Below are 16,358 nucleotides of genomic sequence, written 5' to 3' on the forward strand. Positions count from 1 at the left end.
GAATGATGAAAAAAATATCTATATTATTAATTATCAGTTTCATTAGCACAGCCTGTCTGTTAACTTCTTGTAGCGAAGATTACCCAGGACCAGATCCTGTGGATGTAACAGCCAATTATTCAAATAAGTTCTCAAATCCTAATTCCAATTTGTCATTATATTATAGTGGTAAAGAAATGCTTGGTAAGTCGGTAGACTTCAGTACTGTAAAAGGAGAAACAGCTAATATAACTCTTTATGATATTATTCCGGGAGAAGAAACATTAAAGCTAGTGTCTATTCCTCTAATAGGAAACGATACTAATTATTCTTTTTCAGGCAACGGAACAGGAAATGTGACAGGAGCAACATTCAATTATAACGGATATGTTGAGAAAGGAAAACTGACCATCAACCTCACTAATATAAAAATGGGAAACAGTTCTCAATGGGCACACTCCTACCAAATGAGCGAATTGACATACGGTACAAAAAAATATCCTGTACGCAATAAAGAGACAGGACTATATGAATGGGGAGAAGAAGCTAACAAGCTGACTGCAACCGCCTTGTATACAGACATGGATATCAACTTGCAGGTAGATAATGCAGTCTTCCTGTATGCAACAATTACAGATGTTATCAAAGGCTTCGGTGGATATATGATAGCTCAATTATTACAATCTGTGGATATTACATCCAACGGCAATATCGTAGCCAATTATACTACGGATGAAGTACAAATAGGAGAACTAAAAATCAGTGAAATAGATATGAACAACAAAGAGGCTATGAGCCAACTGATGACTTTTATAATGCAGAAACTGTATTTTCCTGTCGAAATGGGAGGTGGATTTACCGCTGCCGATATAGAAGCCGTAACAACCGGACGCCACTATACCTCTTCTTCTCAGGGCTTAGCATACTGGTACTCTAAAGATGGACTTTTCTATATAAAATTAAACATTCCCGCCATTATTGTAAAGTCTATGCAAGACAAAGGAAAAAATGTAGACTACAATCTGATAAACACCGTCACGGATGCTTTGCTGAAATCAAATCCAAGCCAACTACAATCTGTGCTCATTACTATCAACAAACAATTAAATAATCCAATTTTATCTCTAATAACTGAGATAGATGATAAAGACTTCCAAGCTATTTTCGTTTGGATAAAGAATGGCATTCCCATGCATCTGGATAATGTAAACGGACATACTTACATATATGCAGACAAATCGGTCCTCACTCCATTCATCAATATTCTAGCAAAAATGATACCGACCTTAGAAGCCATACCTACTTTCGGGGAACTTCTAGTGGCAAGTTACGTGAAGCCAATTATAGAAGCTTGGCCAGTGATCAAAACAGTGAATATAGGATTGGATACCCAAAAGAAAAGTGAAACTAAACATTAATAAAGAATAAGAAACAATGAAGAAAATATATATCCTAACTCTACTTTTATGCCTTAGCTGTTTGAATACAAGTTTTGCCCAAACCCTTAAAGGACATATATACGATGCAAAGACCAATGAACCATTGGTAGGAGCAGCCGTCACTTATAAGCTTCACGGCAATCAGGGAGTAGTATCCAACATCAACGGAGAATATGAAATCAAACTTCCAGAAGGAGGAGTTGACCTTGTTTTCAGTTATGTAGGTTATGAAGATGTGCTAATGCCTATTGTGATCAATAAACGTGAAATTGTCACCAAAGACGTCTATATGAAAGAAAGCACCAAGCTACTGGAAGAAGTAGTGGTCAGTGCAGGACGTTTTGAGCAGAAGTTGAGCGATGTTACCGTCTCTATGGATGTAGTCAAATCAGGAGATATTGCCCGCCAGGCACCGACAGATATCTCCTCTACCCTTCGTACACTTCCCGGAGTAGATATTGTAGATAAACAGCCTTCCATGCGTGGTGGTAGCGGATGGACCTACGGAGTAGGTGCACGTAGCCAAATTCTGGTAGACGGAATGAGTACACTCAACCCTAAAACCGGAGAAATAAATTGGAACACCGTACCTCTAGAAAATGTAGAACAAGTGGAAGTGATAAAAGGAGCTTCTTCGGTACTATATGGTTCGTCAGCACTGAATGGTATTATCAATATCCGTACCGCCCGGCCGGGACTGACTCCGAAAACCAGGTTCAGTGCTTACGTCGGTGTATATGGTGATGCAGAAAATGATGAATATCAATGGAGCGACAAGAGCTTTTGGAAAGAAGATAAATACGCAGTGAAACCTATCTTGCGTGGAAGCCTTCTTAGTGGTGTACGCAATCCTATTTACGAAGGATTCGACCTTTCCCACTCCCGCCGTATCGGTAATTTCGACGTTAGCGGAGGTATTAATCTCTTCACCGACGAAGGATATCGCGAACAAGGATACAACAAACGTTTCCGGATGGGTGGGAGCCTGACCTATCATCAGCCGGATATGGGTATGAAACTGTTGAACTATGGATTCAATGTTGACTTCCTGTCCAACCAATATGGAGATTTCTTTATCTGGCGTTCGCCGACAGAAGTATACAAGCCATCTCCTTTCACCAACATGGGACGTGAAGAAAATAACTTCCATATCGACCCTTTCATCAACTATGTGAATCCGGAGAACGGTACATCACATAAGATTAAAGGCCGCTTCTATTATAGTGCCGACAACATTATACGCCCCACCAACGGAGCCTCCATTACCGATATTCTAGGGAATATGGGAACCGATGCCCAAACAATACAGAATATAGCAGGAGGTGATTACAGTTCACTTTACCCGGCATTAGTTGGCATTGGTTCAGGACTTATCAATGGAAATCTGGAAAATGCAATGAATGGAATATTCACTTCATTAGGAAATATATTCCCGAATGCAACAACCGCCGACTATTGCGACTTAATCTCATGGACTATGGATCACGGGCTGCCCGCTGATTTAGACAAACTGATACAGGATGGTAAATTGCCCAGTGATCTCGTTCCTTGGCTATCTAATGTTATTAATCCGTCACGCATTAATCCGAAAACACAGACGGACAAGAATTTCGACTATTACCTCGACTACCAATTTAATAAAAAATGGAACAGTGGTGCGCAAATCACTACGGGGGTTACATTCGAACATATCCGCTATGATTCTGCCGTAATGGATGAGATATATAAAAGTGACAACATTGCCGCTTTCCTGCAATATGACCAACGTTTTTGGGACCGTCTGAGCGTATCGGCCGGTGTACGTGCCGAATACTACCGCGTAAACAGCCATCACCGAGAGGCGGAAACAAAAATATTCGGAACAAAGGTCCCCTTCCGTCCTGTTTTCCGTGCCGGATTAAATTATCAATTGGCTGATTACAGTTTTATCCGTGCCAGCTTCGGACAGGGATACCGCAACCCGTCTATCAATGAAAAATACCTGCGTAAAGATATCGGTGGAGTCGGTATCTATCCTAATCTGGACATCAAACCGGAAAAGGGATTTAATGCGGAATTAGGATTCAAACAGGGATATAAAGTCGGCAATCTGCAAGGATTTGTAGACCTTGCAGGATTCTATACGCAATATAAAGATATGGTTGAATTCCAGTTCGGTTTGTTCAACAATGCCAACTATACGATGATCAACAGTATTGGCGATGCCATTCAGATGTTATCAGACGGTAAAGGCTTTGGAATCGGTGCCCAATTTCATAATGTATCGAAAGCACAAATCTACGGTATTGAAATCTCCACAAACGGTGTGTACAACTTCAATAAGAATACAAAACTATTCTATAACTTAGGATATGTATATACCGAACCTCGTGATGCTGATTATCAGGAACGCAATGCCGTAGAAGGACTTTATACCGACCCGTTACAGATGAAGGAGAAATCAAATACGGGAAAATATCTGAAATACCGTCCTAAACATAGCTTTAAAGCTACGGTAGATTTCCAGTGGAAGCGTATCAACGTAGGTGCCAACATTGCATGGAAGAGCAAAATCCTAGCAGTAGACTATTTGATGATGGACGAACGTGATAAACAGCAGAAAGATCTGATGGACTATGTACGCGGTATTCTCTTCGGCTATTCAAAAGGCGAGACACTGGCTACTTACTGGAAAAAGCACAATACGGATTATGCTACCGTCGACCTGCGTTTTGGAGTAAAAGCAACCAAAGAAGTAGCGTTCCAATTTATGGTAAATAACCTATTGAACAAAGAATACAGCTATCGTCCTATGGCAGTTGCTGCCCCACGCACTTTCGTACTGAAAATGGATGTCACTTTCTAAATGACTATTAAGATTTATAATTGATTACGAAGCGGCTGCATAATGCAGTCGTTTCCTTTTTTTGCCCTATCCGGTCACATTCAATTTATATATTACGTATCTTTGCACCCGAAAACAGAGAAATACAACCGATAAAATGAAAAGACATATTGTACTTATTGCAATCCTATTTTACGCAGCCTTTGCACAGGCACAAGAAGTTTTTGTAAATGCAGATTTCGTCAGCAGCTATATCTGGCGTGGTATTGACAGCGGCAATGCAAGTGTGCAACCCTCACTCGGCCTCAACTGGAAAGGGTTGACCGTCTATGCTTGGGGGTCCACCGAGTTCCGGGAAAAAAATAATGAAATAGACCTTTCACTAGAATATGAGTATAAAAACCTGACTCTTTACTTCAATAACTACTTTACCCAAACAGAGGATGAACCTTTCAAATATTTCAATTACAGTTCACACTCCACCGGACATACTTTTGAAATAGGAGCCGGATATATGTTTAGCGAGAAATTTCCACTATCTGTAAGCTGGTACACCACATTTGCAGGAAATGACTACCGGGAAAACGGGAAACGCGCTTGGTCCAGTTACTGTGAATTGAGTTATCCTTTCAATGTGAAGGACGTAAATCTAAGTATCGAAGCAGGCTTTACACCTTGGGAAAGTTTTTATTCCAATAAATTCAATGTAGTCAACGTCGGGTTATCCGCAACAAAAGGACTCAAAATTACATCCAATTTTTCTTTGCCCATATTCGGAAAATTAATAGCTAACCCTTACGAGGAACAGGTCTATTTTGTATTCGGAATTACCCTCTAGTTTATCCATTCCTCTAATACAACTAAAACCTAACTTAACGACCGTAAGTGGGAATATGAGATTCCAATCCTAGAAACAAAAAAGTCGCCACTTATTAACGTGACGACTTTTCTATTCATTTCACTAGGAGTTATTTATTCGGATGAGAAAAATTAATTTGTTCACTCCATTGAGGTGTTCCACCAAGAGTTACATGGTTCTGGTTAGGACTACTATCCTTCAACTCATTACCCGTTCCTTCATCACATTTCCAGTAACCTATCAACCCATCAGAATCTCCGGCAACTTGACGTGACATATTGTCTTTTATCACATTCTCTGAAAGACATTTCTTCCACATACGAATCTGTGCGAATTCTACTTGTTGTTCATATCCAAAGCTTCCTATAGCAAAAGAAAGGCTTTTAAAAGTCCAGTCAATAGAATTTGCTAACGAATTATCCTTTACACCATCTTTATATACTGTAACTGTTGTACCATCATAGGTATAAGCAATATGATACCATGTATCAGGCCACCAGAATCCGGTAGTATCAAAATGACCTGCTGAATTTTGGAATTGTAAAATAGGAATCTGTACATTAGCTCCATCAGCATAATAGCGAAGAGTTAAATCAGAGAATGTGAGCGGTTGGGAATCAGGAACAAAAATTCGTGCCCTGAAATTTTTATTTTCCAGACCTTCCCAATCTCCTGTAGGGCTCCCTGTTATATTATCTACCTTCACCCAATATTCAAAAGTCCATTGTTCCATAGGAATGGCAGTACTAAACGTCTTAGTAGTTCTATTTCCACGTTTTATTATTACAGCTTTTTGCCTATGAGGTGAGGTTAGCAAATAAAGAAGATGATTCGCGTTCCCCTTCATTTCGACCGGTCCGTCCACAGAAGTAATTCGTATAGGGATAGCATATGCCTCACCATTTGAAGAACTATATGGTTTTATAGTAAGATCAATAACCGGAGCTGAAACATTACCAGCAGAAATAGTAACCGTCTTTTCAAAATTTCGATATTCTTCCGGAAGTACTAAATAGTTTGCTTCATTTTTGTTATTATAATCCTCAAGCAACTGCGGATCAATATCCAGTGTAACAGTGACATCATGATCCATAGCACGAACTAAACGAACTGTCAGCGTTTTTACAACTTCTTCATCATCTACCAACTGCGTTATTATCTGTTGATCGAATTTATTAGAAGGTGCGGCCTCCTGAATATATAATCCATTATCAATGGCCTTCATTTCCGCATCATCACAACCAAAGACTGATGCTAGAATAATTACCAATGCCACATATTTAGAAAATCTAATCATCTTCATAGTTTTCATTTTTAGTTATATTCATAGTATTAATGTTGGGCAGGATTCATCACCTGAATCACTTCGCGCATAAAGAAATAATCATTTACCGGACGGCACAAATTAAAACGATACGCTCCTACACCACCGATACGTGCATCTACTCCCGGACGATAATACATAGACATCCCCTTCAAAGAATATGTCGTCACACCGTCTCGAGTTGTAAACTGCGGTCCTCCGTCCGATTTATGTCTTTCGAAGTCTTCACACCAAACAGTTTTACGAAGAATTGTAACTTCATCTTCTATTGATCCAAATTTAGCCAATAGTTTATTGAAACGAGTATCCAAATCAGTATCACCCGGGCTATAATATGCTTGAATCACATAATAATCCAATAGTCCACCAGATTCTGTGTTCAAAGTCTGAGGTTCTCCATCCACCATAAGAATACGGCCTGTTCCCGATTTCGGTCCAAAATTTTTCGATAACTCATCAAGAAGAATGTGCATGCGTTCCGGATGACTGGAAATATTGCCTGGATAGCCCCAATTCGGTTCATAGTCAATATCAAAACCGTCATAATCATACTTATTGACAGAATCCGCTATAACCTGTGCATATTTACGGATAGCAGCCTCAATACCCTCTGGGGAGCCATCACCATAGTGATTATTGTACGTTGGATGATTTCCGGTTGCATACCATCCCCAGTAAGCTGCCATAGCCTCTGCATAAGAGTCATATTGCACACCGTCTACCATATGGTCATTCTCCACAGAAGCAGGTGTCATACTTCTACCAATATCCATGATATGCTGGCAATACAATATCCGGGTTCCTTTCTTTTCCCTAACCTCCTTAAGATCACTTTTCTGCGCTTCTGTCAAATTGAAAGCGCCGCCCCACAAAGATACTAAATCCATGGAGTCGGGAATACCTCTCAATTGGTTATTCATATTGTCACCTGTCCCCGACCAATCGCTATACCATCCAAAACAAATAGGATGATCTGTTTTTTTATATTCACGCAAGGCTCGATAGTAATCCTCGCTATTAATATTCACCGGTTCAGTAAATTTATTCTCCATTTCAGTCCAGTCACTACATTGCACAAATACAAGTACAGCGACAGACGCGAATATGAAATATATTAATTTTCTCATACTATAATCTTAAAATTAACCATTAATAATCTCTAATTTTTCAAAGCCCACCACAAATCGGTACCATTAGAGTCTCTCCCATCACTAAGCATAGTCACAGCAGCCTCCACATTTTCTTTATTTGTATTATACTCTGTGTCAGCAAAACGAAGACGGCGTTGCCCGCGAGCCGGTTTACAATCCGGATTTGCAGAATGTGTTGCCGGAAATATTTTCGGGAATCCCGTACGACGGAAATCCGACCAGCCATTTAAAGGATCAGGATAGAGAGCTATCCACTTTTGAGTAAGCACTCTCTCCAACATTTCCTCCGGAGTAGCATTTTTGTCCCATTTAATAGTGATGGTAGACAGATTACTATAACTGTCGGCAGAGTGATTGGGATCAACGTAATTTCCCGGTTTCGATTCATCATCAGCCAAATACTCATCTACTCCGGTTACTTTAAATTCCTCAAATGACAACCGAATTCCCCGTTCATAGAAAGTCTCCGCATCACCCTGCATATCCCAGCCTTTCAGCTCGCCTTCAGCACGTAGGAAAGCTGCTTCTGCAGCATACATCACCGGTTGCGGCAATGTTTTATCAGTCGTTATCATCAGGTTGCTATAGTTCTGATAATCAGAAGGACTTGGAGCTACCCAAGATCCCGAACGGACTCCTACATAATCTTCAGAAAAGCCAGCCGCTTGCTTAGTAAAATAAGCGGAACGCCGTGGGTCCTTATACCCATTCATATATGAGGTAATACAAGCATTAGCTCTCACTTCGCCCCATCCGCTCACAATAGCATAGCCATTTTCATTGATACCACTGCTAGTTGTGTCATACGAACTATCGGAAACAGACTCCAACACACCACCACGTACAGCTTCTTCAGCTTTAGCCTGAGCATAATCTGCTACTCCGGACACCCGGAGAGCCATTCTAAGTTTTAATGTATTGGCAAATTTCATCCATTTTTCGCAATTTCCGCCATAAAATTGATCTACTGCTGCCAAATCCTGGTTAATCCCCAATTCCGCTGCAGATTTCAGTATAGTAATTACATTATCCAAATCATCGAACATGGCACGCCAGGCAGTCGGTTCGTCATCATAAGCAGCCCTTATATCACCCGATTTCACTTTAGAGTAAGGGATAGGACCTTGCAGGGAGGCCATCATCTGCATTGCATAAATACGTGTCAACTGAGCCATAGCGTAGATAACACCCTTTTTCTCCGTAGCTTCCTCAATCCGGAAGAAGTTAGGATAAATGCGTGCATATATTTTAGCCCAGGTAGCAGCGTTATGATCCTCCATCGCATTGTAATAAGCAAAAAGATTTTCCCCTTTTGACCAAGTATTAGGTGCGGTAATTTGTCCGCTAAAACAAGCCCACATACAATTTATATGCTGACAGTCATTTTGCATAGGTGCTGCATATACATTAAACATTCCCGACAGCAATGTATTAGCCGGCACTTTAGAAGGCTGGTACGGATTGGTATTGAAATCCTCAAAATTAGTAGTACATCCTGCCATCAAGCATATAACCGCACTTGCTCCAATATATTTTATTATCTTGTTCATACCTATTTACTATTTAAAACTGAAATTTGACATTAAATCCAAAGTTTCTCGTACTTGGGAGCATATATGCATCAAATCCCTGATAGAAATTAGACGCAGCCGAAGTAGTCAGTTCCGGGTCGAAAGGTGCTTTGCAATAAATCATCCACAGATTCTTTCCTACAAGTCCGACAGTCATACCTAATTTATTGGCAAACCATTTCTTCGGCAATGTATAACTCAGGCTTAATTCACCCAAACGCACGTTTGTAGCACTATATGTATAGTAAACGGAAGCTGTTTGAATTGTCTGGAAGTAATTGCGCGCATCTATTTTGGCTTGATTAATCGGTACGCCACCCGCATCACGAACATCCGCACTAATTTTAGACACACCGGCAGCATTCAATACTGATTGCGTTTCACTTAGTACAATACCTCCAAAACGTCCGGTAAATGTCATACCCAGATTTATACCTTTATATCCGAATCCCAAATGCCATCCCATATTCATCTTTGGCAAGATAGATCCCAAATGAGTTTCCTTATTTTCAAGGGCAAGACCTACTCCTTCCTCATTAAGGATATATCCATTGAGATCGCGTTTCAGCACTTTCTGACCATATACATCTCCCATTGAACCACCTACACGCAAAAGCAGACGGGCATCTAATTGTCCATAATGCAAAACATCCAACTCCGGCATTACGATCGGCTCTCCGGTAGCATAATTATAAGCGCCATCGGCTAATTGTTTTATTTCATTACGATTCCAAGTCAACGTATAATTAGTGTTGAAAGAGAAATCTCCCCACTTCTTATCATATCCTAAAGACATTTCAATACCTTCATTCATAATATTTCCACTTTGGATAGGAATAGATGAATATCCGGAAGAAGCAGACAAAGTTGCATGGAAAGTCTGATTGTAAGTATTGGAACGATAGTAAGTTAAGTTGAAACTGATATCATTCAGAAATCTGGCGTCTACCCCCACTTCCCATGATTTTGTGCGTTCTGGCTTCAATTTAGTATTCGGGTAAACAGAAGTCGTGTTCCAATTATGCGATGCTTCATCGTATGGATAAGTGACAGTAGTCATAAAACGATCGTAAGAATTACCTACCTCAGTATATGAACCACGAACTTTCAAAAAACTTAACCATTCCGGTGTATCAAACATACTTGTAAGAATAGCCGAAAGCCCTACCGATGGATAGAAGAATGATTTATAATCAGAGAAAGCCAATCTTGAATCCCAGTCATTACGTCCGGTTACCGTCAAATAAAGCATTGACTTCCAACCTAGTTCTGCATTCGCAAAGATAGCTCTAGTCTGATCATGCCAACCCTCTTGCTTTGGTTTCCATGCTTTATCAAAATCCAAATTATGAACAGCAAAGAAGTTATAAATCTTCAAGCCGCCTTCATATCCGATCGATTCATAACGACTGTCATTCAAAGATACACCCAAGTTTACATTCACAGACCAATCGTTAAAGTTCTTATTTACCGTAGCAATGGCATCTGCATAGGTAGTCTTTGACTGAGCCCAAGTATCATGATATGTTCCTCTGTCTCCTGCAGTCAGACTACCGGTAGAAGCATACGCCTTGTATGTCTTACGATTTTCATAATTGTCAATTTTCACACGACCTGTGACATCCAACCAATCAAATATTTGATATTTCAGAGAAGCATTCACCATATAACGTGTTTTCTTATTCTCACGTATCTGACGGTTTTGTACCCAATATGGATTTGCCAGTCCACTGGAAATTTCTCCGTAAGGCCAATACTGTTCCATTATACCTAAACCCTCATTGTAACGCTCAAACATACGCACATCCTCAAAATTTTCCGAACGGGGGAATCGATAAAGTCCGGGCAGTGGATTATAATAGTATCCTTGAGATACCATATTTTTATCGTTCTGAAGAATATAGCTTGCACCGGCATCCAGTGTCATTTTATCTTTCAAGAAACTGGTCGTGTTGCGTACAGTGAAATTATAACGGTTATATCCACTGTTCGGCAGGATATTTGTTGTATTGGTAGTGGAAGCCGACAAATAACTCTGGTTCTTTTGATTACCGGTAGACAAAGCTACAGAGTTTATCACGTTGCTACCTGTACGGAAGAAATCGCGCGGATCATAATTGCTATTCACAATCGGTCCCCAGCTATCCACATTTCCTGCCACATTTCCGTACTTACTCTGCATTTCCGGCATCATCGCCACCTTCGAGAAAGTTGTATTGTTAGATACTGTCACAGACGTCTTGTCAACAGATCCTTTTTTAGTAGTAATCAGCACTACACCCGCAGCGGCAGCATTACCATACAATGCAGCAGCGGAAGGTCCTGTCAGCATAGAGATAGACTCTATATCTTCCGGATTAATATCAGCCGCCCCATCTGTACCCGGTTGGTCAGCAAAAACGCTTTGTGAATTGCCACCATTCATCATATTATACATGGGCACACCATCAATCACATAAAGCGCCAAGTTGGAAGAAGTGATAGACTTTACACCACGCATAACAACACGGGATGCGCCACCAGTTGAATTGGAAGAATTAATGGTAACACCGGCAACCTTTCCATTCAATGAAGATATGAAGTTAGCGTCTTTCACAGTAGTCAATTCATCCCCTTTCACCTGTTGTACATTATATGACAAAGCCTTTTCCGCACGTTTTATACCTAATGCGGTTACAACAACTTCATCCAAGACTTCAGCGTCCTGTTTTAACACAACCTGATAAAAATCTTTATTTGAAACGGCAACCATTTGAGTTGCATACCCTATATAAGATATTTTCAACTTAGATTTATCGGAAGCTTTTATCATAAAGTTTCCATTCATATCAGTTATAGTTCCCGTAGAACTACCTTCCACCGAGATATTCACACCAATCAGTGGTTCTCCATTTTCATCAACTACCTTGCCTCTTATATTCTTCACTACAGAAGGTGCTACCGACTTTTGTTCGGTAACTATAACATAATTATCACGGATTTGATAAGTGAAACCTGTTCCTTTTAAGATTGTATCAAGCGCAGTAGTTATAAGCGCATTTTTCAAGTTCAGATTGGTAAGCTTTTTGCTTTTCAATTGAGAATCACTATAATTGATAGACATTTTAGTTTGTCTTTCCACAGATTTTAAAGCCTCAATTACAGTCATATTTTTCTGCTGGATAGTTATTTTACTATCTCTTTGCCCAAAAACAGAGGTCTGCATCATTAATAATACTAAAAAAGTAAGAAAAACCTGTTTTTGGAGCACTCGTCCTGCTATTTCTTTATACATTTGTAGCATTTTCCTGGTATTAGTAAATTGGTTATTAATTCTATTTTGATTGGATTGCGTTAGTAACACGCTAATATTAAGGAATTTTTCGATTTCATATCCGGAAGGAATGGCAGTTCCCTCCGGATATTTTTTTTCATGGTGTGTTAAGTTAATAATTAGACATAGGGGTTATTTTTCAATTAGTTATATAGCATTTATTGTCTTTAATCACATAGTGGATATCTCCAACTACTTGTGAAATAATTAGCATAATTTCTTCCAACGTCACATTCTTCGGGAAACGGAAACTATAAGTATTATTATTCAAACTATGGAAACTATATACAAAAGTATATGGATACTTATGTTCTAGTCTCGTGAATATATCTTCCAAATGTGCATCACTAAATACAAGCTCTCCACGTTGCCAAGCTATTACATCATCAACTTGTGATTGTTGCAAACGACTTTTCTTAGTAAGTTTGTTATAAGATAACTGCTGATTAGGCTTCAATATAACACTTGAGACTAAATTATCATACTCCACTTTTACACTGCCCGAAACTAAAGTAGTGTACACTTCGTCATTCTCCGAATAAGTATTTACATTAAACTCAGTCCCCAAAGCTGTAACCTGAAAATCAGCTCCTTTCACAATAAAGGGATGTTCCTTATCCGGCCTTACCTTAAAATAGCCCTCACCTATCAGATATACACTTCTGGTTTTGCCATTAAAACTTTCCGGATAAAACAAAGTACTTTTTGAATTCAACATAACGGAAGTACCATCCGGTAATGTCAGTTCATGTATTTCTGCAGTTGGTATATGGCATTCTATCAAATCACTGGAGAAATCGTCTTTTTCCAATAATAAATAGATAGAAACCGACGATACAGCCAGCAACAATACCGACGCTACCTGCCAAATACGTAATATATACCTCTTTTGCGAAGAGACAGGACGCATACCTATATTTTGTTGCATACGGCGTATAGACTGCTGCATTCCCTGAGGAACTCGCTGCTGTCCGGCTTCTTCCCAAAGAGAAGTGAGCGCTTCCATTTTTTCTTCCTTATGTTCTTCATCAGCCAACCAATGCCGGAATTGCTTTTGGACGGAAACCGGATAGTCATTCTGACTAAAAAGTTCTATCACTTGTCGAATATAATTCTTCATCATTATTTCATTATTATTTCTGCCTTATACTTTAAAGACAACTAAAATCATTATACTACTTAAGAGAGAAGAGAAAAAAACTAAAAAAAGAAGTATTTTCTTTAGGTCTATTAATGCTAAATAAATTTGGTGCTCTACCGTACGGATAGAAACACCCAATTTTTCCGCAATATCTTTATTGCTTAGTCCCTGAAATCTGCTGGCCTCAAATATCATCCTCCGACGCTCAGGCATTTTTGTTAAAGCAAGCCGGAGAATCATAAGTAACTCTTTATAATAGATATCCTTTAGTGCCTGATCATCTTCTATTATTTCACAAAGTATCGCATTTTCCGCAAAACTTGCCTGGTACTCTTGCTCTATACGCTGATGCTTAAACATATTAAGAATAATATTCCGTGTTGTTACAAAGATATACCCATCCAATTTATCATTAGGATGTTGCCACATTTCCGGTTGTTGCCACAGTTTACAAAAAACATCTTGAGCAACGTCTTCTGCATCTTCGTCCGATTTCAGTAACTTTCGAGCAAAGTTCTTCACTTTAGGAAAGTTAACAGTGAAGAAAGATTGAAAGTCCTTCTCCATTTGTCTTTTATCATTTTCCATAATATTACCAAATAATAGCGGGCAAAATAAACATATTAGTTGCACATAAACAATACAAAAACCTTTTTTTATCGAAAAGAACAGTGATATACATATAACTAACAGAACAAAGAAATGCTTAACAATGTACATTTTTCGCTTGGATTTCTTGTCAGAACCAAGTGTTTGAGTAAATTTGCACGCTGATAGTTAACCGGATAGTTTGAATAGCAAGACATTACTACTTGACTACTGGCTACTAACTTGTAGAAATACTAATACTAAAATTTATAACATGAGTTTGAAAATTGTTGTATTGGCAAAACAAGTTCCCGACACACGCAATGTTGGGAAAGATGCCATGAAAGCCGACGGAACGATTAACCGTGCGGCACTCCCCGCCATCTTCAACCCCGAAGACCTGAATGCTCTCGAGCAAGCGCTTCGATTGAAAGATGCTCATCCAGGCTCTACCGTAACCATCCTGACAATGGGTCCGGGACGGGCAGCCGATATTATTCGTGAAGGACTTTTCCGTGGTGCAGATAACGGTTACTTACTGACTGACCGTGCCTTCGCCGGTGCAGATACATTGGCGACATCTTACGCACTGGCCACTGCCATCCGCAAAATCGGTGACTGTGATATCATTATCGGCGGTCGCCAAGCTATCGACGGTGACACAGCGCAGGTAGGTCCGCAGGTAGCAGAAAAGCTGGGATTGACACAAATCACATACGCAGAAGAGATTCTGGAGGTAGGTGAAGGCAAGATTAAAGTGAAACGCCATATTGACGGTGGCGTGGAAACCGTAGAAGGCCCGTTACCTATCGTGATTACTGTAAATGGTTCTGCCGCTCCTTGCCGTCCGCGCAATGCGAAACTAGTACAGAAATACAAACACGCCAAAACAGTTACCGAAAAACAACAAGGTAACCTTGATTATACCGACTTGTATGACAAGCGTGATTATCTGAATCTGGTAGAATGGAGTGTAGCCGACGTAAACGGTGACCTTGCACAATGTGGTCTGTCCGGTTCACCGACAAAAGTAAAAGCCATCCAGAACATCGTGTTCCAGGCTAAAGAGAGCAAAACCATTAGCGGCAGTGACCGTGACGTAGAAGACCTGATTGTTGAACTATTAGCTAACCACACCATCGGATAATCATGAATAACTTATTTGTATATTGCGAAATAGAAGAAGGTAACGTTGCAGACGTCAGCCTCGAACTTCTGACCAAAGGTCGTTCGTTAGCCAACCAATTGAACTGCCAGCTCGAAGCTGTGGTTGCAGGAACAGGCCTCAAAGAGATTGAAAAACAAATCCTTCCTTACGGAGTAGACAAACTCCACGTTTTCGACGGTGAAGGGCTTTACCCTTATACTTCACTTCCCCATACTTCTATCTTGGTAAATCTTTTCAAAGAAGAAAAACCGCAAATCTGCCTGATGGGTGCTACCGTTATCGGTCGTGATCTCGGCCCGCGCGTTTCTTCCGCTTTGACCAGTGGACTGACTGCTGACTGTACTTCACTTGAAATCGGTGACCACGAAGACAAAAAAGAAGGTAAGACTTACAAGAATCTGCTGTATCAGATCCGTCCGGCATTCGGTGGTAACATCGTTGCTACGATTGTGAATCCGGAACACCGCCCACAGATGGCAACCGTCCGCGAAGGTGTAATGAAGAAAGAAATCCTCTCTCCGACTTATCAGGGAGAAGTAATCCGTCACGACGTAAAGAAGTATGTAGCCGACACGGACTATGTAGTGAAAGTTATCGAACGCCACGTAGAAAAGGCTAAAAACAACTTGAAAGGTTCTCCTATTATCGTAGCTGGTGGATATGGTGTAGGTTCGAAAGAAAACTTCGACCTCCTGTTCGACCTCGCTAAAGAACTTCATGCAGAAGTAGGTGCCAGCCGTGCCGCTGTTGACGCAGGTTTTGCAGACCATGACCGCCAAATCGGCCAGACTGGTGTCACAGTCCGTCCGAAACTCTACATCGCCTGCGGTATATCCGGACAGATTCAGCATATCGCCGGTATGCAGGAAAGTGGTATCATCATCTCCATCAATAACGACCCGGACGCTCCGATCAATACAATTGCCGACTATGTAATCAATGGAACTATCGAAGAAGTTGTGCCGAAGATGATTAAGTATTATAAACAAAATAGCAAGTAA

General features: G+C 40.2%; 11 protein-coding genes. 5 read left to right on the forward strand and 6 right to left on the reverse strand.

The features are described from left to right. Positions 1-2: 2 nt before the first annotated feature. The 3 genes from ACNOGP_RS20425 to ACNOGP_RS20435 all read left to right on the forward strand — a co-directional run bounded on the left by ACNOGP_RS20425 (position 3) and on the right by ACNOGP_RS20435 (position 5,080). Complete coding sequence (locus tag ACNOGP_RS20425) at positions 3-1,397, forward strand: DUF4925 domain-containing protein (protein ID WP_418213583.1); 1,395 nt, start codon at positions 3-5, stop codon at positions 1,395-1,397. Positions 1,398-1,413: 16 nt separating this feature from the next. After that, entirely contained in the window at positions 1,414-4,263 is a 2,850-nt protein-coding gene (locus ACNOGP_RS20430; RefSeq protein WP_418213584.1) for a TonB-dependent receptor, read from the forward strand. A 136-nt stretch (positions 4,264-4,399) separates the two neighbouring features. Then, entirely contained in the window at positions 4,400-5,080 is a 681-nt protein-coding gene (locus ACNOGP_RS20435) for a hypothetical protein (protein WP_186967063.1), read from the forward strand. A gap of 130 nt (positions 5,081-5,210) precedes the next feature. Here the strand turns inward: ACNOGP_RS20435 and ACNOGP_RS20440 are convergent, their stop codons facing one another. The 6 genes from ACNOGP_RS20440 to ACNOGP_RS20465 all read right to left on the reverse strand — a co-directional run bounded on the left by ACNOGP_RS20440 (position 5,211) and on the right by ACNOGP_RS20465 (position 14,189). Then, positions 5,211-6,404, reverse strand: coding sequence for a BT_3987 domain-containing protein (locus tag ACNOGP_RS20440; protein WP_418213585.1), 1,194 nt, complete (start codon positions 6,402-6,404; stop codon positions 5,211-5,213). 29 nt (positions 6,405-6,433) lie between these two features. Next, positions 6,434-7,552 carry a glycoside hydrolase family 18 gene (locus ACNOGP_RS20445; protein WP_418213586.1) on the reverse strand — a complete coding sequence of 373 codons (1,119 nt, stop codon included), beginning with the start codon at positions 7,550-7,552 and terminating at the stop codon, positions 6,434-6,436. Positions 7,553-7,584: 32 nt separating this feature from the next. Continuing rightward, positions 7,585-9,126, reverse strand: coding sequence for a SusD/RagB family nutrient-binding outer membrane lipoprotein (locus ACNOGP_RS20450; RefSeq protein WP_418213587.1), 1,542 nt, complete (start codon positions 9,124-9,126; stop codon positions 7,585-7,587). 13 nt (positions 9,127-9,139) lie between these two features. Further along, complete coding sequence (locus tag ACNOGP_RS20455; protein WP_418213588.1) at positions 9,140-12,430, reverse strand: SusC/RagA family TonB-linked outer membrane protein; 3,291 nt, start codon at positions 12,428-12,430, stop codon at positions 9,140-9,142. A 169-nt stretch (positions 12,431-12,599) separates the two neighbouring features. After that, a complete protein-coding gene (locus ACNOGP_RS20460) occupies positions 12,600-13,580 on the reverse strand; it encodes a FecR family protein (protein ID WP_195629445.1) in 981 nt (326 codons plus the stop codon). 24 nt (positions 13,581-13,604) lie between these two features. Next, positions 13,605-14,189, reverse strand: coding sequence for an RNA polymerase sigma-70 factor (locus tag ACNOGP_RS20465; protein WP_143868010.1), 585 nt, complete (start codon positions 14,187-14,189; stop codon positions 13,605-13,607). Between the two features lie 274 nt (positions 14,190-14,463). Between ACNOGP_RS20465 and ACNOGP_RS20470 the strand changes: the two genes are divergently transcribed. Then, positions 14,464-15,336: an electron transfer flavoprotein subunit beta/FixA family protein gene (locus ACNOGP_RS20470; protein ID WP_143868012.1), complete on the forward strand. Its 873-nt coding sequence runs from the start codon at positions 14,464-14,466 to the stop codon at positions 15,334-15,336. A gap of 2 nt (positions 15,337-15,338) precedes the next feature. Further along, positions 15,339-16,358: an electron transfer flavoprotein subunit alpha/FixB family protein gene (locus tag ACNOGP_RS20475; protein ID WP_007758514.1), complete on the forward strand. Its 1,020-nt coding sequence runs from the start codon at positions 15,339-15,341 to the stop codon at positions 16,356-16,358.

Origin of the sequence: Bacteroides difficilis (assembly GCF_048319815.1) — a bacterium.
Taxonomy (GTDB): domain Bacteria; phylum Bacteroidota; class Bacteroidia; order Bacteroidales; family Bacteroidaceae; genus Bacteroides; species Bacteroides zhangwenhongii.